The organism is Dechloromonas agitata is5, assembly GCF_000519045.1.
Classification (GTDB): Bacteria; Pseudomonadota; Gammaproteobacteria; order Burkholderiales; family Rhodocyclaceae; genus Azonexus; species Azonexus agitatus.
Genome location: NZ_KI912532.1, coordinates 2,771,942 through 2,790,523, shown reverse-complemented (window position 1 = coordinate 2,790,523; position 18,582 = coordinate 2,771,942). Strand labels below are relative to the sequence as shown.

The window sequence follows — 18,582 nt, the reverse complement described above, 5'->3', positions numbered from 1 at the left end:
TGTGATTTGGATGGTTTGGGGAGTCGACGGATTTGGGGATTCCGGCCCTTATCGGCTATCATTCTGCTTTCCCGCAGCCTGTCTTTCCATGACCAAATACGTTTTCGTTACAGGTGGTGTCGTGTCCTCGTTGGGCAAAGGCATCGCCGCCGCGTCGCTGGGGGCCATTCTGGAATCCCGCGGCATCAAAGTTACCCATCTCAAGCTCGACCCCTACATCAACGTCGACCCCGGCACGATGAGCCCCTTCCAGCATGGCGAAGTGTTCGTCACGGAAGATGGCGCCGAGACCGACCTCGACCTTGGCCATTACGAGCGCTTCACCAGCGCCAAGATGACCAAGCGCAACAACTTCACGACCGGCCAGGTCTACGACACGGTGCTCAAGAAAGAGCGCCGCGGCGAGTACCTCGGCAAGACCGTGCAGGTCATTCCGCACATCACCGACGAAATCAAGGGCAAGGTCAAGGCCGGTGCCGAAGGCGCCGACGTGGCCATCGTCGAAGTCGGTGGCACGGTGGGTGACATCGAATCGCTGCCTTTCCTGGAAGCCATCCGCCAGATGGGCATTGAGGAAGGTCGCAACAACGTCTGCTACATGCACCTGACGCTGCTGCCCTACATCCCGACGGCCGGCGAACTGAAGACCAAGCCGACCCAGCACTCCGTCAAGGAATTGCGCGAAATCGGTATCCAGCCGGACATCCTGCTCTGCCGCGCCGACCGCTCCATCCCGGTCGAAGAGCGCCGCAAGATCGCACTGTTCTGCAACGTGATGCCGGAAGCCGTTATCGAGTGCCTGGACGCCGACTCCATCTACAAGATCCCGGGCATGCTGCACGAACAGATGCTCGACGAGATCGTTTGTCACAAGCTGAACATCCTGGCCAAGGCGGCCGACCTGACCGTCTGGGAAAACCTGATCGTCGCCCTGGAGCACCCGCTGCACCAGGTGAAGATCGCCTTCGTCGGCAAGTACGTTGATCTGACCGAGTCGTACAAGTCGCTGATCGAAGCGATCAAGCACGCCGGCATCCATACCCGCAGCCAGGTCGATATCGAGTACATCGACTCGGAAATTATCGAGAAGGAAGGCGTTGGCATCCTGAAGAGCATGGATGCCATCCTGGTGCCGGGCGGCTTCGGCCGGCGTGGCACCGAGGGCAAGATCGAAGCCATCCGCTATGCGCGGGAAAACAAGGTGCCGTACCTTGGCATCTGTCTTGGCATGCAGATGGCCGTCGTCGAGTTTGCCCGCGATGTAGCGGGCATGAAGGATGCCCACTCGACCGAGTTCGTGGCCGATACGCCGTATCCGGTCATCGGCCTGATCACCGAGTGGCTCGATGCCTCCGGCAAGGTCGAGAAACGCAGCGAGGATTCGGATATTGGCGGCACGATGCGCCTCGGCGCCCAGGTCTGCCAGTTGAAGGAAGGCAGCAAGGCCCGAGAAATCTACGGTGCTGCCGAGATTACCGAGCGTCACCGTCATCGCTACGAAGTGAACAATACGCTGTTGGCCCAACTGGAAGAAAAGGGCTTGGTCGTTTCCGGCCGTGCGCCCGGTACCGACCTCTGCGAAATGATCGAGCTGCCGCAGGATGTCCATCCGTGGTTCGTGGCCTGCCAGTTCCACCCGGAATTCACCTCCAACCCGCGTCAGGGTCATCCGCTGTTCACGTCGTATGTGAAAGCAGCGCTGGCCAATAAACAGGGCAAGAAATAATGAAACTTTGCGGTTTCGAGGCTGGTCTTGACCAGCCTTTTTTCCTGATCGCCGGCCCTTGCACGGCTGAATCCGAGCAGTTGTGCCTGGATGTGGCGGGCTATATGAAGGAAGTCTGTACCCGCCTGGGTATCAACTACATCTTCAAGGCCTCCTACGACAAGGCCAACCGCAGTTCCGGCACCTCGGTACGCGGTCTGGGGCTGGATGAAGGCCTGCGGATTTTCAGCGAAGTGCAACGCCAGATTGGTGTGCCGGTGCTGACCGACGTGCATGAAATCGACCAGATTGCCCCCGTCGCGGCTGTCGTCGATATCTTGCAGACGCCGGCTTTCCTGTGCCGGCAAACTGATTTCATCCATGCAGTCGCTTCCTGCGGCAAGCCGGTGAATATCAAGAAAGGCCAGTTTCTGGCGCCGGGCGACATGAAGAACGTTGTCGCCAAGGCCCGCGAAGTGAATGGCGGTGCCGACAACATCATGGTGTGTGAGCGCGGCGCCTCTTTCGGCTACAACAACCTGGTTTCCGACATGCGCAGCCTGGCGATCATGCGCGAAACCGGTTGCCCGGTCGTCTTCGATGCCACCCATTCGGTGCAGTTGCCGGGCGGACAGGGGACTTCCTCGGGCGGTCAGCGCGAGTTCGTGCCGGTGCTGGCGCGGGCAGCCGTGGCCGTCGGCATCTCCGGCCTGTTCATGGAAACTCACCCCTGCCCGGAAAAGGCGTGGTCGGATGGTCCGAACAGCTGGCCGCTCAGTCGCATGGAAAGCCTGCTGGCGACCTTGGTTGCACTTGATAAAGTGGTCAAGGCAGCGGGTTTCGAGGAACTGAAATGAACCAGAAGGGCTACCTGATCGCCGAGGCCAAGGTAGGCGATGCGGCAGCCTATGAAACCTACAAGGCGCTGGCGCAGGCCGCCATCGCCGAATATGGCGGTCGTTATCTGGTCCGCGGCGGTGCGGCGGAAATCCTCGAAGGGAAATGGGTTAACGTGCCGCGTCTGGTGATCGTCGAATTCGAATCGGTCGATCAGGCCAGGCGCTTTTACCATTCAGCAGCCTACCAGGCAGCGCGTGAGGCACGCCTGAATGCGGCAGAAATGAATATGCTGGTCGTGGCCGGTGTTGATAATTTAATTTAAGTAGTTAGTTCAACCTTCTGATAATAAGGAAGAAATATGAGTTCTATCGTTGATGTTGTCGCCCGCGAGATTCTTGATTCCCGTGGCAATCCCACTGTTGAAGCCGATGTTCTGCTCGAATCCGGCGTGATGGGGCGTGCTGCCGTGCCGTCCGGTGCTTCCACCGGCACCCGTGAAGCCATCGAACTGCGCGACGGCGATGCTGGCCGTTACCTCGGCAAGGGCGTGATGCAGGCGGTCGAGAACATCAATACCGAGATTTCCGAAGCGATCATCGGCCTCGATGCTCAGGAACAAGCCTTCATCGACCAGACCATGATCGACCTCGACGGCACCGACAACAAGTCGCGTCTCGGCGCCAACGCCATCCTGGCCGTCTCCATGGCTGTCGCCAAGGCGGCTGCCGAAGAGTCCGGCCTGCCGCTGTACCGCTATTTCGGCGGCATGAGCCCGATGCAGATGCCGGTCCCGATGATGAACATCATCAACGGCGGCGAACACGCCAACAACAGCCTGGACATCCAGGAATTCATGGTCATGCCGGTTGGTGCCGCCAATATCCGCGAAGCCATCCGTTGCGGCGCCGAGATTTTCCACGCGCTGAAGAAGCTGCTGAACAAGAAGGGCCACTCGACCGCCGTCGGCGACGAAGGTGGTTTTGCCCCCAACCTCGGCAGCCACGCCGAAGCCCTCCAGATCATCATGGAAGCCATCGAAATGGCCGGTTACGTGCCGGGTCAGGATGTCCTGCTCGCCCTCGACTGCGCCGCTTCCGAGTTCTACAAGGATGGCAAGTACAAACTGGCCGGCGAAGGCCTGGAGCTCACCTCCGCCCAGTTCGTCGACTACCTGGCCAACCTGGCCGACCAGTTCCCGATCGTTTCGATCGAAGACGGCATGTCCGAGGCCGACTGGGACGGCTGGAAGCTGCTGACCGACCGCCTCGGCAACAAGGTGCAGATCGTTGGCGACGACGTGTTCGTGACCAACACCAAGATCTTCAAGGAAGGCATCAAGAAGGGCATCGGCAACTCGATCCTGATCAAGATCAACCAGATCGGTACCCTGTCCGAAACCTTCGCTGCCGTCGAAATGGCCAAGCGTGCCGGCTACACTGCCGTGATTTCGCATCGTTCCGGTGAAACCGAGGACAGCACTATCGCCGACATCGCCGTTGGCCTGAACGCCGGTCAGATCAAGACCGGTTCGCTGTCGCGTTCCGACCGCATCGCCAAGTACAACCAGCTGATCCGTATCGAGGAAGACCTGGGCGATACCGCTTCCTACCCGGGCCGCGAAACCTTCTACAACCTGCGTTAATCCCGCATGCGCTGGCTGACGGTCGGCCTTCTCGCAACCATCGGCCTCCTCCAGTACCCGCTCTGGGTGGGTAAGGGGGGGTGGCTGAAGGTTTGGGAGTACGACCGTCAGTTGCAGGCGCAAAAGGAAGTGACCAGGAAACTGGAAATCAGGAATGCGGGCCTCGATGCCGAAGTCCGCGACCTGAAACAAGGCTACGACGCCATCGAGGAACGTGCCCGGTTCGAGCTGGGCATGGTCAAGCAGGACGAAACCTTCGTCCAGATTCCGGAAAAAGTTCCCGGAAAATAATTCGCACCAGGCCGCCAAACCCTGTAGCCACGGGCATTTGCCTTCGCTAGAATCGTTCTCAGCAGTACCCCCGCGAGAGCGTTGAAGGAGAACAAAATGCTGCTCAAGGCAGGCGAAAAAGCCCCTGTTTTTTCATTGCCGGATGCCGACATGGAGACTGTCGATCTGGCCCGCTTCCAGGGTAAGCACATCGTGCTCTTCTTCTACCCGAAGGATGGCACCCCGTGTTGCACCAAGGAAGTGACCGATTTTTCGGATCACGAGGACGATTTTCTCCGCCATGATTGCGTCCTGATCGGCATCAGCCGGGACGACTGCCTGAAGCACGCAGAGTTTCGCGACAAGGAAGGCATCGGAATCGAATTGCTCTCCGATACCGAAGGTACGGTCTGCAAACGGTATGGCGTCTGGCAGGCCAAGGAGGTCGATGGCCACAAGAAATTCGGTGTCTGCCGCTCGACCTTCGTGATCGACCGCGCGGGGATGATCCGGCACGCGCTCTACAACGTCAATTACAAGGGGCACGCAGCCGAAGTGTTGCGCTTGGTCCGGGAGCTGGACGGCTGACACGAATCGAGGCCGTGAAAACAAAAACGCCGATCATTTGATCGGCGTTTTTTTTGTGTGGCGAACAACGCTCAGGCTGGCAGCGGGTCAGCGTTGCCCAGCGCCGTGGTGTTCATGCCGCCATCGACGTACATGATTTCGCCGGTGATGCCGCTCGCCAGGTCGGAGAGCATGAAGGCTGCGGCATTGCCGACTTCCTCAATGGTCACGTTACGGCGCAACGGGGCGTTGTGCGAGTTGTAGGCGAGCAGTTTACCGAAGTTGCCGATGCCGGAAGCCGCGAGGGTCTTGATCGGGCCGGCCGAAATGGCGTTGGCGCGGATGCCCTCGGGGCCGAGGCAGAAGGCCAGGTAGCGGGTAGCGGCTTCGAGGCTCGCCTTGGCCAGGCCCATGGTGTTGTAGTTGGGCATGGTGCGCTCGGCGCCCAGATAGGAGAGGGCGAGCAGGGCAGCCTTGCGCCCCTGCATCATCGGACGGGCCCCCTTGGCCAGGGCGGCATAGCTGTAGGACGAGATGTCGTGGGCAATGCGGAAGGCTTCGCGCGAAATGCCGTTCAGGAAATCGCCTTCGATGGCTTCAGTCGGAGCATAGGCGATGGAGTGCACCAGGCCGTCGAGGCCGTCCCAGCGTTTGCCGAGTTCGACGAACAGGTTGTCGATTTGCTCGTCGCTGCTGACGTCGACCGGAATGGTGATGTCGCTGTCGAATTCGGCAGCAAATTTCTTGATGCGGTCTTCGAAGCGCTCGTTCTGGTACGTGAATGCCAGTTGTGCACCTTCGCGGTGGCAGGCCTTGGCAATGCCGTAGGCGATGGAATGCTTGGAGAGCAGACCGGTGATCAGAATCTTCTTGTCGGCGAGAAAGCCCATTCGTTGTTCTCCCTTAGGGGTTAAGCCTTGGGATTATAAACCGGGAAACCGCGTTTCGCGGCAAGCGAACACGGTTTCCGGCAGGCCGCTTACATGTTGGGGTAAGTCGGCCCCTCGCCACCCTGCGGCACGACCCAATTGATGTTCTGGGTCGGGTCCTTGATGTCGCAGGTCTTGCAATGCACACAGTTCTGCGCATTGATCTGCAGGCGTGGCTGGCCTTCTTCGCGACCGAGGATCTCGTAGACGCCGGCCGGGCAGAAGCGGGTTTCCGGCGCATCATACTTGGCCAGGTTGACCGTGATCGGCACCGCAGCATCCTTGAGTTGCAGGTGGCAGGGCTGGTCTTCCTCGTGGTTGGTGCTGGACAAGAAGACAGACGACAGGCGGTCGAAGGTGATCACGCCATCCGGTTTCGGATAGTCGATCTTCGGGCACTCGGCAGCTGGCTTCAGCTTGGCATGGTCCGCCTCCTTGTGATGCAGGGTCCACGGGGCCTTGCCGCCGAAGACGATCTGATCGATGCCGAACATCAGCGAACCGAGTTTCAAGCCCTTGGCCATCCATGGCTTGAAGTTACGTGCTTTGTGAAGTTCCTCGTATAACCAGCTGTTTTTGAATGCTTCTGGATAGGCGGTCAGCTCGTCGCGCTGGCGCTCGGCCTGCAGGGCATCGAAGCAGGCTTCGGCAGCCAGCGCGCCGGTCTTGATGGCGCAATGCGAGCCTTTGATACGGGCTGCATTCAGGAAACCGGCATCGTCGCCGATCAGCACGGCTCCAGGGACGGTCAGCTTGGGTAATGATTGCAGGCCTCCGGCAACCAGGGCGCGGGCACCGTAGGCGATGCGCTTGCCACCCTCAAGGAATTTGCGGATTTCCGGATGCGTCTTGAAACGCTGGAATTCCTCGTAGGGTGACAGGTGCGGGTTTTCGTAGCCGAGCCCGACGACGAAGCCGATGGCGATCTGGTTGTTTTCCAGGTGGTAGAGGAAGCCGCCACCGTAGGTGTCCGGCTGCATCGGCCAACCGCCGCTATGGATGACCAGGCCAAGCTGGTGCATGTCGGGCTGGATTTCCCAGAGTTCCTTGAGGCCGATGCCGTAGGTTTGCGGGTCGGCATCCTTGTCGAGGGAAAATTTTTCGATCAGCTGCTTGCCGAGGTGTCCGCGGCAGCCTTCGGCGAAGAGGGTGTATTTGCCGTGCAGTTCCATGCCGAGCTGGAAATTGGGGCCTTCCGAGCCATCGCGCAGACGCCCCATGTCGCCGGTGGCAACGCCCTTGACGGCGCCGTTCTCGTCGTAGAGCACTTCGGAGCCGGCAAAGCCGGGGTAGATTTCGACACCCAGAGCCTCGGCCTGTTCGCCGAGCCAGCGGCAGACGTTGCCGAGCGAGATGACGTAGTTGCCTTCGTTGTGGAAACAGCCGGGGAGCAGGCTGTTCGGCACCCGGGTGGCGCCGGTTTCGGAAAGGATGAAGAAACGGTCTTCGGAAACCGGGGCGTTGAGCGGGGCACCATCTTCCTGCCAGTTGGGCAGGAGTTCGGTCAGGGCGCGGGGATCCATGACGGCGCCGGACAGGATGTGGGCACCGATTTCGGCACCTTTCTCGATCAGGCAGACAGAGATGTCCGTACCTTTTTCACTGGCCAGCTGCTTGAGTCGAATCGCCGAGGCCAGACCGGCCGGGCCGCCGCCAACGATGACGACGTCGAATTCCATGGCTTCGCGTTCCATGATGTCTCCTTGAATTTATTGTGAGCTTATTTTCAATACGGTACAGTATGGTCACTGTTTAATCAATATCTTTTCAAACGATCGTTTATGGAACATCGCAGAAAACTTATCCATGTCACCAAGATGCCGATTCGCTGGGGCGACATGGACGCCTATGGCCACGTCAACAATACCGTTTATTTCCGCTATATGGAGCAGGCCCGCGTCGAATGGATCGAGGACATGCAGGTCGCCGTCCGGCCGGGTGGCGACGGGCCGGTGATCATCAATGCCAGTTGCACTTTCCTGGTGCCGATGACCTATCCGGGCATGGTCGAGGTGCGGACGTATGTTGGTGCCATCGGTCGTTCCAGTTTCCAGACCTATGTCGAGATGCGTATCGAGGGTGACGACAAGGTATATGCCGAAGGCGCCGCCAAGGTGGTCTGGATGAATACGCAGAACGGCAAGTCGGTGCCGGTGCCGGATCATATCCGGGCCGCCCTCGAAGCAGAGTAAACTCGCGGCCCATCGCATCCACGAAACCGAAGCGCATGGGCAAACGCAAAATCTGGGAGAAACTGCTTTCCAACGAACGGCTGGGCGCCGGCAAGGCACCGGACTCGGCCGAACGGACGGCATTCCAGCAGGACTACGACCGCATCGTCTTCACCTCGGCTTTCCGCCGCATGAAGGACAAGACGCAGGTTTTCCCGCTTTCCAAGAGCGACTACGTGCGTACCCGCCTGACGCACAGCCTGGAGGCGAGCTGCGTCGGCCGTTCGCTGGGGGCTGTCGTCGGCCGCGAGATCATCGCCCGGCATGGGCTGAAGGATGTCGAATCGGGCGATTTCGGCGCCATCGTCGCCGCCGCCTGCCTGGCGCACGACATCGGCAATCCGCCCTTCGGCCATGCCGGCGAGGATGCCATCCGCGAGTGGTTCCGCAATTCCGGCCTGCTCGAGCGCCATGCTTTCACCCCGGCACAGCGGGCCGATTTCGAGCGTTACGAGGGCAATGCGCAGGGCTTCCGTATCGTCAGCCGCCTGCAAAGCCCGGCCAACCCTGGCGGTCTGCAACTGACCAGCGCGGTACTGGCAACCTTCACCAAATACCCGCGCCCATCGCATGTCGATGACGAACTCGGCGGCAAGAGCGGCAAGAAATTCGGCTTCTTCCAGCAGGATGCCGAGAACTTCGCCCGCGTCGCCCGCGCCACCGGCCTGGTCGAGCGCTTGCCCGGCACGGCCTGGCGGCGTCACCCGCTGGCCTTCCTGGTCGAGGTGGCGGATGACACCTGCTACCTCATCGTCGATCTGGAAGATGCGGCACGGCTCGGTTTCGTGCCGTACCGGGATGCCGAATGCCTGCTCGGTGATCTGGCCGGCAATACCGTCAGCGGTGGCCGCCTGGCTCGCCTGCATGACCCCAAGGAGCGCCTGGAGTACCTGCGGGCCAAGGCGATCGGCCGGTTGCTGGAGGGCGCGGCAGCCGTTTTTCTGGAAAACGAGGAGGCCATCCTGAGCGGGGCGTTCGACGACGAATTGCTGGAACAGTCGCCGGTCGGCATACCCTTGCAGGCGGTATTGCAGGTGGCCAAGGAAACGATCTACACGGCGCGTCCGGCGCTGGAGATCGAGACGGCCGGCTTCGAGGTGCTGGGTGCCTTGCTCGGCTTGTTCACCCAGGCTGTCGAGGCGAAGGCCGGGGTGGAGGGCGTCCGCTTCACCACCCGCGAGCGGATGCTGATGAAATTGTTACCGGCGCAATTCCTCGGTCATGCCGGCGAGCCGGACCCCGATCCTTATGTCCGCCTGTTGCAGGTAGCCGATTTCGTCGCCGGGATGACCGATTCCTACGCGGTGGACATGTACCGCAAGCTCAAGGGCTTCGCGCTGCCGACCTGAAGCGCTCCTAGGGCGGTTGCGGATTGAAGAGGCGCTCCAGTTCGTCGAGGAAAACACGGACCTTGGGCAGCCGGACACGGCTCGGCGTATAGCAGGCGTAGAGCTGGCGGCCGAAACCGGTCAGCGGTTCGTAGTCGTCGAGGACCGTCTGCAGTCGGCCGCGCTGGATTTCCGGACCGGCCAGATAAGTGGGCAGGATGGCCAGGCCGTGGCCGGCGAGGACAGCGTCCAGGATGCAGTCCAGGCTGTTGAAGCGGAAGCGGCTGGCGAGTGGCACGCTGATCTGCTCCCCGTCTTGGCCGAGGAGGTCCAGCGTGTTGCTTGACGCTGCCTGCAGGTAACCGAAGCAGGGGTGCCTGGCCAGGTCGTTGGGCTGTGTCGGCGTACCGTGCGCCGCGAGGTAGGCCGGCGTGGCACAGAGCACGCGGTTCAACGTGACCAGTCGCCTGGCGACGGCCTCATCGGGGGGCGCCTTGGTGTGGCGCAGGGCGAGGTCGATGTTGTCGTCGACCAGATCGACCAGTTGGTCGGTCAGGATCAGTTCGCATTCCAGTTCCGGATATTGCGCGGTGAGCCGTGGTAGTAGCGGGGCGATGTACAGGCGGCCGAAGGTCAGGGAGGCGCTGATGCGGAGCAGGCCGCTGGGCGTATCGCCCAGGTTGCGCACGGCGATTTCGGTGCTGGCCACGGCGTCGAGGGCACGCAGGGCGTGCTGGTGGAAAACTTCGCCGGACGGCGTCAGCGCCAGCTTGCGCGTCGAGCGTTCGAACAGGCGGGCGCCGAATTGCCGTTCGAGATCGGCAATCTGCTTGCTGATCTGGGCCCGCGTACAATCCAGCCGGCGCGCCGCCTCGGCCATGCTGCCGGTTTCGACGACCTTGACGAAGCTTTCCCAGGAATTGAGCCAGTGCATTTGTCAATTATCCGTTGACGAGATGGTGCGAATTATGGGCTTTTTCGTACGTTATTTGGCGACTATAGTGCAGCCGAATTCTCTAAAGGCATAACACCATGTTCCGCGCATTGAATCGCCCCGACATCCTGATGACCGCCCTGGCCGCGGCCGGGATCATGATGATCTCGATGGGCATCCGCCAGTCGCAGGGCCTGTTCGTCGCGCCGCTCAACGACACGACGGGGCTCGGCATCGCCACCATCAGCTTCGCGCTGGCCATCGGCCAGTTCACCTGGGGTGCCATCCAGCCGCTGGCCGGCGCCGTCGCCGACCGCCACGGGCCGCGTATCGTGCTGATTGCCGGCATCGTGCTGCTGGCTGCCGGCTGCGCGCTGACTCCCTACATGGGTACCGGCTTCGGCCTGGCCGTATCGCTTGGCCTGTTCTGCGCCATGGGCTCGGGCGCCAGCAGTTTTTCGGTGCTGCTCGGGGCAGCGGCGCAGCGCATGCCGGCCGAGGCGCGCGGTGCGGCCTCGGGGTTGATCAATGCCGGCGGTTCATTCGGCCAGTTCGTGTTTGCGCCGATCTTGCAGAAGCTGATCCAGAGCCTGGGCTGGGTCGGTTCGATGTGGGCGATGGCGGCGACGGCGCTGCTGGCGCTGCCGCTGATCGGCAAACTGACGCAATCGACGCATGCCACGCACATCCAGGATAACGACGAAGGCGGGGTGCTCAAGGCGATCGGTACCGCGATGCAGGATCGCAGCTACCTGTTGCTGCACGCCGGCTTCTTCACCTGCGGCTTTCACATCGCCTTTCTGGTCACGCACCTGCCGGGCGAGGTCAACCTGTGCGGCCTGCCGCCCTCGGTGGCCAGCTGGTCGCTGGCGATCATCGGCCTGACCAACATCTTCGGCAGCCTGTATGCCGGTTCCTGCGTCGCCAAATACCGCAGCAAGTACGTGCTGGCCGTGATGTACGGTTCGCGGGCGCTGCTGGTCGCCTGGTACCTGATGATGCCGCGCACCGAATGGACGTATTACGTCTTTGCTGCCGGCCTCGGCTTTACCTGGCTGGCGACCGTGCCGCCGACCGCGGCCATCGTCGGCAAGCTGTTCGGCATCCGCTACCTGGCGACCTTGTTCGGCCTGACCCTGCTGTCGCACCAGATCGGCGGCTTCCTCGGCGCCTGGCTCGGCGGATTGGCGATTACCCAGTTCGGCGATTTCAGCTGGATGTGGTACGCCGACATGGCGCTGGCAGCGGCCGCTGCGCTCGTCAATCTGCCGATCCGCGAGGCGCCGGTGGTTCGGGCTGCGCCGGCGGCTGCCTGATTACTTGATGCGGTCGAGGAAGCGGTCACGCGCCTCGACCAGGGCGGGCAGGGCGCTGTCGTCGACCAGCGTGCTGCACACCTGGTAAAAATCGTCGAAAGCGGCGCGTACCGTTTTTTCATCCAGCCTGCGGCGCAGGCCGGGCTTTTCCTCGCGGGGCGGCGGGTTGATCGGTTTGAGCACGGCATAGCGGGGGATGATCTGCTGGCCCCCCTCGTCGGAGGAGGCGGTCAGCGGGCCGGTTTTGACGAAAACCTTGCCGTTGTATTCGAAACGGTCGCCGATGGCGAGGTGCTGCAGTTTCATGTGGTGCTATCCAAGGAGGGGAGGCGAAGTTTAGCCGATTTGGCCCTTGCCAAAAAACGATTACTGTACAAAAATACAGTCAATGGTTTTTAGCGGAGTCAGGCCATGAAACTCACGCCCCGTCAGCAGGAAATTCTCGATTTCATCAAAAACACCGTCGAAGTGCTCGGCGCACCGCCCACCCGGGCGGAAATCGCCAGCGCCTTCGGTTTTGCCTCGCCCAATGCGGCCGAAGATCATCTCAAGGCGCTCGCCAAAAAGGGCGCCATCAACTTGGAGCCCGGTTCGGCCCGCGGCATTCGCCTCGTCGAGCAACTCGGCCTGCCGCTGATCGGCAGCGTCGCTGCCGGTTCGCCCATCCTGGCCGTCGAAAACATCCAGGCGCGCTATGCCTTCGATGCCGGCATGTTCCATCCGCGCGCCGATTTCCTGCTCAAGGTGCGCGGCTTGTCGATGATCGACGTCGGCATTTACGACGGTGACCTGCTCGCCGTGCACAAGACCAATCAAGCGCGTGATGGCGAAATCATCGTCGCCCGGCTCGATGACGATGTCACCGTCAAGCGCCTGCAGCGCAAGGCGGGGCATATCGAGCTGATCGCCGAGAACCCCGATTTCGAGCCGATCATCGTCCGGCCCGGTGAGGTCGAGTTCGCCATCGAGGGCGTTGCCGTCGGGCTGATACGCGGAGCCGGTTCCAAGCTGTCATGAGCGCCTTGCCGTTGCCGGTCGCTTTGGCGGATGTGCTGGCCAGAGGCGATGTCTGGCGCGGCGATACGCTGGCCTCCCTGCCGGAGGCTGCCATCTCCAGCGGCCATACCGAACTGGATGCCGAATTGCCCGGTGGCGGGTGGCCGTGCGGCTGCCTGACCGAGTTGCTGGTCGACCGGAGCAGCATCGGCGAAATGAGCCTGTTGTTGCCGGCGCTCGGGCGTTTGTCGGGTGAGGGTGGCTGGCTGGCCCTGGTGGCCCCCCCTTGGGTGCCGCATGCACCAGCCTGGATTGCAGCCGGTGTGGCGCTGGAACGCCTGGTCATCGTTCGTGCCGGGCAGGACGTGGCCTGGAGCACCGAGCAATTGCTCGCCTGCGGTGGTTTTTCCGGCGTCTTGGCCTGGCCGGGCGAGGGCGTCAGTGCCAAAGCCCTGCGCCGTTTGCAGGTGGCCGCCGAAGGGCGCCCGACGCTGGCCTGCCTGTGGCGACCGGCCCAGGTGGCCGATGCTCCGTCACCGGCCCCCTTGCGGCTGGCGCTGAGTGCCGATGACAGCAGGCTCTCGGTTCGCGTTCTCAAGCGACGCGGTCGGCCACCATCCCGAACGGTGCATTTGCCGTTCTTCGCATCCATTCCCCGCCCCGGGAGAGAAAACCGTGTTGTGGCTGGCCCTACACTTTCCCTGGTTGCCGATCGAGGCCTTGCCGCTACGCCAGTCGCCTAGCGCAGTCGTTGTTCGTGGCCGGGTGTGGGTGGCCGATGCCGAGGCCATGGCGGCCGGCATCGTCCCCGGCCAGAAGTTGTCGACAGCGCTGGGCCTGTTGCCCGGGCTGGCAACCTTTGAGCGCGATACGGCCCGCGAGCAGCAGGCACTGGAGAGCCTGGCCTGCTGGGCCGGCCGCTTCACCCCAACGGTCAGCCTGGCACCGCCCAACGAACTGCTGCTCGAAATCGGTGGCTGCCTGCGCCTGTTTGGCGGCATCCAGGCCATCGTTTCGGCGGTTGCCGCTGGCTGTGCCGAGCAGGCCTATACCCCCGGCTGGGCGGTGGCGCCGACAGCACTGGCCGCGCGTTGGCTGGCCCGGCAAGGGAGCGGGGCGCTGTGCGCCGATCTCACTTCGCTGCATGCCGCCTTGTCCGCTTTGCCCTGCTCGGCGCCCGCTTGGGCCGTCGAGGTGAATGGTCGGTTGGAATCCTTCGGCGTGCGGCAACTCGGCGCTTTGCGTGCGATGCCCGCCGCCGGCCTACGCCGCCGCCTCGGCAATGAGCCGGTGGACGACCTGGCGCGGGCCTGGGGCGAGATTCCCGATCCGCAGCTAGCCTTCGTCTTTCCGGAACGTTTTGCCCTGAACCTGGAACTGCCATCCCGCGTCGAACAGGCCGAAGCCTTGCTGTTCGCCGGACAGCGCCTGTTCGCCACGCTGGCCGGCTGGTTGAGCGCCCGGCAATTGCGCGTCCGGCGCTGCACCTTGCGTCTGACGCACGATGATGGCGAGGCCAGCGACCTGAGTCTGGGCTTTGCCGAGCCGGCCAGCGAGGAGGGGCGTTTCCTGCGTCTCCTGCGCGAACATCTCGGTCGGCTGGTCTTGCGGGCGCCGGTCGAGGCCGTCGGGCTGCTAGCGGATGAGGTGACGGAAAGCCAGGGTCACAGTGCCCACCTGTTTGACCAGGCACCGGAAGGCGAAGGTACGCTGGCTTGCCTGGAGCGCCTGCGGGCCCGCCTCGGTACAGAGGCTGTCCAGGTGCTGCTGCCGGTGGCCGATCATCGTCCGGAATGCGCCAGCAGTGCCCAAGATGTTGCCTCTGCCGGTACCAAAACGCCGACCAGGCCGGCATCGCCTGCCAGCCATGTGCGCCCGCTGTGGTTGTTGCCGGCCCCGCAAGCCTTGTCCGAGCAAGCTGGCCGGCCGTATTGGCACGGCCCGCTCCGCCTGCTCTCCCGCCCCGAGCGCCTGGAAAGCGGCTGGTGGGATGAGGGGGAGCAAGGTGCTGCCGGCGATGTGCGGCGTGACTATTTCGTGGCGCGCAACCCGCAAGGGCAGTGGGCGTGGATTTTTCGTGATGCCGGGGGCTGGTTCCTGCACGGCCTGTTTGCCTGAACGCGGGGCGTCATCATGTCCTTGCCTGCTTATGCCGAGCTGCATTGCCTGTCCAATTTCAGCTTCCTGCGCGGCGCCTCGCACCCGGATGAACTGATCGAACAGGCCCGGGAGCAGGGCTATGCCGCCCTGGCCCTGACCGATGAATGCTCGCTGGCCGGCATCGTACGAGCGCACCAGGCGGCCAAGGCCGCCGGACTCAAGCTGCTGGTCGGCAGCGAGATGACAACGGTCGATGGCCTGAAACTGGTTTTCCTGGCCCGCAACCGGGAGGGCTACGGCAATCTTTCGGCGCTAATCACGTTGGCCCGCCGTCGGGCGGACAAGGGCAGCTACACGCTGCACCGACATGACCTGAATGCCGTTTCGCCGAGTGGCGCCGTGCCCGATTGCCTGGTGCTCTGGGTGCCGGACGAGCAGGCTTCAATCGAGCAGGGACACTGGCTGGCCGAGCGCTTTGCCGGGCGTTTATGGATTGCCGTCGAACTGCATGCCGGGCCGGATGACGGTGCCCGGCTGGCCGATTTGCAGGCGCTCGGCCAGGCTTGCGGCCTGCCGCTGGTGGCAAGTGGCGACGTGCATATGCACGTCAGGGCCCGTCGTCCGGTACAGGATGTGCTGACGGCCTTGCGCCTGAAAACCACGGTTTTCGAGGCAGGCTACGTGCTTTTTCCCAATGCCGAGCGCCATTTGCGCAGCCGACTGCGCCTCTCCCGGCTCTATCCAGCGGAGTTGCTGGCTGAAACGCTGCGTATCGCCGAGCAATGTACCTTTTCGCTCGACGAACTGCGCTACGAATACCCGGAAGAGATCGTACCGGCCGAGCACACGCCAACCTCCTGGCTGCGCCAAGAAACCGAACGCGGCCTGGTCGAGCGCTACCCGCAAGGCGTTCCCGACGATGTCCGGCAACGTGTCGAACACGAATTGGCCCTGATTGCCGACCTGAAATACGAAGCCTATTTCCTGACGGTCTACGACATCGTCTGCCATGCCCGCGAAATCGGTGTGCTGTGCCAAGGGCGCGGCTCGGCGGCCAATTCCACGGTCTGTTTCGCGCTGGGCATCACCGAAGTTGATCCGGCCCGCGCCGCCATGCTGTTCGAGCGCTTCATCTCCAAGGAGCGCGGCGAGCCGCCGGATATCGACGTCGATTTCGAGCACGAGCGGCGCGACGAGATCATCGCCTATATCTACCGCAAATATGGCCGCGAACGCACGGCCCTGGCCGCGGCGCTGATTACTTACCGAACCAAGGGTGCCCTGCGCGACGCCGGGCGGGCGCTGGGTTTCGACGCCGCTCGCATCGATGCGCTGACCGCCTCGCTGGCCTGGTGGGACAAGCGGGAGCAACTGCCGGCCCGGTTTGCCGAGCAGGGCCTCGACCCCGATTCACCGCGCGTGGCGAAATGGTTGTGGCTGGCCGAGCAACTGCGCGGCTTTCCGCGCCACCTGACCCAGCATGTTGGCGGTTTCGTCATGTCGCGCGGGCCGCTGGCCCGGCTGGTGCCGGTCGAGAACACCGCCATGCCGGAGCGCACGGTCATCCAGTGGGACAAGGATGACCTCGACGCCGTCGGCCTGATGAAGGTCGACGTGCTGGCCCTCGGCATGCTCTCGGCGCTGCGCCGCATGCTGGCGATGCTGAGCGGGCGCAGCGGCCGGGAATGGCGCTTGCGGGATATCCCATCGGAAGACCCGGCCACTTACGCCATGCTGTGCCGGGCGGACAGCATGGGCGTCTTCCAGGTCGAGTCGCGCGCCCAGATGTCCATGCTGCCCCGCCTGCGGCCCCGGCGTTACTACGATCTCGTGGTCGAAGTGGCGCTCGTCCGGCCCGGGCCGATCCAGGGTGACATGGTGCATCCCTACCTAAAGCGGCGGCAGGGCAGGGAGCGCATCGAGCAGATTTCGCCGGCCGTCGATGCCGTGCTGGCCCGCACCTATGGCGTGCCCATCTTCCAGGAGCAGGTCATGCAACTGGCCATCGTCGCCGCCGACTTCACCCCGGGCGAGGCGGATCAACTCCGTCGGGCGATGGCCGCTTGGCGGCGCAAGGGCAACCTGCAGAAATACCAGGACAAGCTGCGTGCCGGCATGGCCACCAACGGCCTGCCCGCCGAGTTTGCCGAGCGTATCGTCCAGCAGATTCAGGGCTTCGGCGAATACGGCTTCCCCGAGTCGCATGCCGCCAGCTTTGCACTGCTTGTCTATGCCTCGGCCTGGGTCAAGCGTCACCATCCCGCCATCTTCCTGTGCGCTCTGCTGAACAGCCAGCCGATGGGCTTCTATTCGCCCTCCATGCTGATCCAGGATGCCCAGCGCCACGGTGTCAACGTGCTACCGGTCGATGCCAATGCCAGCACCTGGGATAGCCAGGTCGATACCCGCGGCGCCGTTCGCCTCGGCCTGCGCGAAATCAGCGGCTTTTCGCCGGTGGCCGCCGAACGGATGGTTCTGGCACGCCAAGCTGCCGGGCCCTTCGCCAACGTGGCTGATCTGGCGGCGCGGGCCGGCTTGAACCGGCGCGATCTTGACCGTCTGGCCGCCGCCGACGCGCTGGCCAGCCTGGCCGGCCATCGTCGGCAGGCGTCTTGGGCGGCAACGGCGGCTGTTGTCCAGGGCGATCTGTTCGATGGCATCGCGCCGAGCGAGCCGGTGCTCGACTTGCCGGCCCCCGGCGAAGGCGAAAATCTCGTCGCCGATTATCGCAACCTCGGTTTCACGCTCCGCCGCCACCCTCTAGCACTGCTCCGGGCGCAGTTGCAGCAGCGCCGCTTCGTACCGGCCGGGGAACTTGCCCAGGCCGGCCACCGGGCGCTGGTCCGCGCCGCCGGCATCGTCGTCGGCCGCCAGCGGCCGGGCACCGCCACCGGCATCGTCTTCGTCACGCTGGAAGATGAAACCGGCCTGACCAATGTTGTCGTCCATCCTCAGCTCGTCGAAAGACAGCGCCGCGAACTGCTGGGCGCCAGCCTGCTCGGTGTTTTCGGGCAGCTACAGGTCGAAGGGCAGGTCGTCCATCTGGTCGCGAAGCGCCTGGTCGACCTGTCCGCCTGGCTGGGCCGACTGGAGACGGTGAGCCGGGATTTCCACTGAGCGCGAAGGGCCGGAGGGTTTTTCGCGTAGTGGTAGAATCCGGCCACCAGGCAGAGCCGGATGGCCCCGATCTGCTTCTCCATCCCCAGATTAGGAATACAGCACCATGAACATGCAGGTCGCCAAGAACACCGTTATCACACTCGATTACCACGTTACCGATCCCGATGGCGAGGTGGTGGACGAAGGCCGCGAGCCGCTGGTTTACCTGCATGGCGGCTACGACGACATCTTCCCGAAGATCGAGGAAGCCCTGCAGGGCAAGAAGATCGGCGAGTCGGTGCAGGTCAAGCTGCAGCCGGATGAGGCGTTCGGTGAATACGATGCCGGCATGGTCCAGATCGAACCGCGCAAGGATTTCCCGAAGGAACTGCAGGTCGGCATGCAGTTCGAAGGCGGTCCGGAAGACGGCGGCGAGGATGATTTCGTGATCTACCGCGTCACCGACATTGCCGACGACAAGGTGGTGCTCGATGGCAATCATCCGCTGGCCGGCATGGCGCTGGTCTTCACCTGCACGGTGACGGCGGTTCGTCCGGCCAGTGCGGAAGAAGTCGAGCATGGCCATGTCCATCATCCGGACGAAGATGGCGAAACCTGCCACTGA

General features: G+C 63.0%; 18 protein-coding genes. 14 read left to right on the top strand and 4 right to left on the bottom strand.

From position 1 onward, the window contains the following. Window positions 1-88: 88 nt before the first annotated feature. The 6 genes from K420_RS0113640 to K420_RS0113615 all read left to right on the top strand — a co-directional run bounded on the left by K420_RS0113640 (window position 89) and on the right by K420_RS0113615 (window position 5,045). Window positions 89-1,726: a CTP synthase gene (locus K420_RS0113640; RefSeq protein WP_027458554.1), complete on the top strand. Its 1,638-nt coding sequence runs from the start codon at window positions 89-91 to the stop codon at window positions 1,724-1,726. After that, a complete protein-coding gene (kdsA, locus tag K420_RS0113635) occupies window positions 1,726-2,562 on the top strand; it encodes a 3-deoxy-8-phosphooctulonate synthase (RefSeq protein ID WP_027458553.1) in 837 nt (278 codons plus the stop codon). Before K420_RS0113640 ends, kdsA begins: the two co-directional genes overlap by 1 nt. After that, the gene (locus K420_RS0113630) at window positions 2,559-2,867 is read left to right on the top strand and encodes a DUF1330 domain-containing protein (RefSeq protein ID WP_027458552.1); all 309 of its coding nucleotides are present in this window, start codon (window positions 2,559-2,561) and stop codon (window positions 2,865-2,867) included. The genes kdsA and K420_RS0113630 overlap by 4 nt, the downstream gene beginning before the upstream one ends. Window positions 2,868-2,903: 36 nt before the next feature. Continuing rightward, window positions 2,904-4,187: a phosphopyruvate hydratase gene (gene eno / locus K420_RS0113625; protein ID WP_027458551.1), complete on the top strand. Its 1,284-nt coding sequence runs from the start codon at window positions 2,904-2,906 to the stop codon at window positions 4,185-4,187. A 6-nt stretch (window positions 4,188-4,193) separates the two neighbouring features. After that, window positions 4,194-4,478: a cell division protein FtsB gene (gene ftsB / locus K420_RS0113620; protein ID WP_027458550.1), complete on the top strand. Its 285-nt coding sequence runs from the start codon at window positions 4,194-4,196 to the stop codon at window positions 4,476-4,478. Window positions 4,479-4,574: 96 nt separating this feature from the next. Beyond that, window positions 4,575-5,045 carry a peroxiredoxin gene (locus K420_RS0113615; protein WP_408605869.1) on the top strand — a complete coding sequence of 157 codons (471 nt, stop codon included), beginning with the start codon at window positions 4,575-4,577 and terminating at the stop codon, window positions 5,043-5,045. 71 nt (window positions 5,046-5,116) lie between these two features. On the opposite strand, the gene fabI is transcribed toward K420_RS0113615, so the two are convergent. After that, window positions 5,117-5,914 carry an enoyl-ACP reductase FabI gene (fabI, locus tag K420_RS0113610; RefSeq protein ID WP_027458548.1) on the bottom strand — a complete coding sequence of 266 codons (798 nt, stop codon included), beginning with the start codon at window positions 5,912-5,914 and terminating at the stop codon, window positions 5,117-5,119. 89 nt (window positions 5,915-6,003) lie between these two features. Further along, window positions 6,004-7,647: an electron transfer flavoprotein-ubiquinone oxidoreductase gene (locus K420_RS0113605; RefSeq protein WP_027458547.1), complete on the bottom strand. Its 1,644-nt coding sequence runs from the start codon at window positions 7,645-7,647 to the stop codon at window positions 6,004-6,006. Window positions 7,648-7,734: 87 nt separating this feature from the next. On the opposite strand from K420_RS0113605, the gene K420_RS0113600 reads away from it, so the two are divergent. Continuing rightward, window positions 7,735-8,145, top strand: a complete 411-nt coding sequence (locus K420_RS0113600) for an acyl-CoA thioesterase (RefSeq protein ID WP_027458546.1) — start codon at window positions 7,735-7,737, stop codon at window positions 8,143-8,145. A gap of 35 nt (window positions 8,146-8,180) precedes the next feature. Next, the gene (dgt, locus tag K420_RS0113595) at window positions 8,181-9,533 is read left to right on the top strand and encodes a dGTP triphosphohydrolase (protein ID WP_027458545.1); all 1,353 of its coding nucleotides are present in this window, start codon (window positions 8,181-8,183) and stop codon (window positions 9,531-9,533) included. A gap of 7 nt (window positions 9,534-9,540) precedes the next feature. On the opposite strand, the gene K420_RS0113590 is transcribed toward dgt, so the two are convergent. Beyond that, on the bottom strand, window positions 9,541-10,446 hold the full coding sequence (locus K420_RS0113590) for a LysR family transcriptional regulator (protein WP_027458544.1): 906 nt from the start codon (window positions 10,444-10,446) through the stop codon (window positions 9,541-9,543). Between the two features lie 98 nt (window positions 10,447-10,544). Between K420_RS0113590 and K420_RS0113585 the strand changes: the two genes are divergently transcribed. After that, complete coding sequence (locus tag K420_RS0113585; protein WP_027458543.1) at window positions 10,545-11,762, top strand: MFS transporter; 1,218 nt, start codon at window positions 10,545-10,547, stop codon at window positions 11,760-11,762. Here K420_RS0113585 and K420_RS0113580 read toward each other — a convergent pair whose 3' ends face one another. Continuing rightward, entirely contained in the window at window positions 11,763-12,068 is a 306-nt protein-coding gene (locus tag K420_RS0113580; protein ID WP_027458542.1) for a hypothetical protein, read from the bottom strand. Between the two features lie 105 nt (window positions 12,069-12,173). Between K420_RS0113580 and lexA the strand changes: the two genes are divergently transcribed. The 5 genes from lexA to K420_RS0113555 all read left to right on the top strand — a co-directional run bounded on the left by lexA (window position 12,174) and on the right by K420_RS0113555 (window position 18,582). Continuing rightward, a complete protein-coding gene (gene lexA, locus K420_RS0113575) occupies window positions 12,174-12,779 on the top strand; it encodes a transcriptional repressor LexA (protein WP_027458541.1) in 606 nt (201 codons plus the stop codon). Then, the gene (imuA, locus tag K420_RS19055) at window positions 12,776-13,501 is read left to right on the top strand and encodes a translesion DNA synthesis-associated protein ImuA (RefSeq protein WP_198293852.1); all 726 of its coding nucleotides are present in this window, start codon (window positions 12,776-12,778) and stop codon (window positions 13,499-13,501) included. Before lexA ends, imuA begins: the two co-directional genes overlap by 4 nt. Then, window positions 13,434-14,876 (top strand): Y-family DNA polymerase, encoded by a 1,443-nt coding sequence (locus K420_RS0113565; protein ID WP_027458540.1) that lies wholly within the window; start codon window positions 13,434-13,436, stop codon window positions 14,874-14,876. The genes imuA and K420_RS0113565 overlap by 68 nt, the downstream gene beginning before the upstream one ends. A 15-nt stretch (window positions 14,877-14,891) precedes the next feature. After that, window positions 14,892-17,975 carry an error-prone DNA polymerase gene (locus K420_RS0113560; RefSeq protein ID WP_027458539.1) on the top strand — a complete coding sequence of 1,028 codons (3,084 nt, stop codon included), beginning with the start codon at window positions 14,892-14,894 and terminating at the stop codon, window positions 17,973-17,975. Between the two features lie 106 nt (window positions 17,976-18,081). Beyond that, window positions 18,082-18,582 (top strand): FKBP-type peptidyl-prolyl cis-trans isomerase, encoded by a 501-nt coding sequence (locus K420_RS0113555; protein ID WP_051453143.1) that lies wholly within the window; start codon window positions 18,082-18,084, stop codon window positions 18,580-18,582.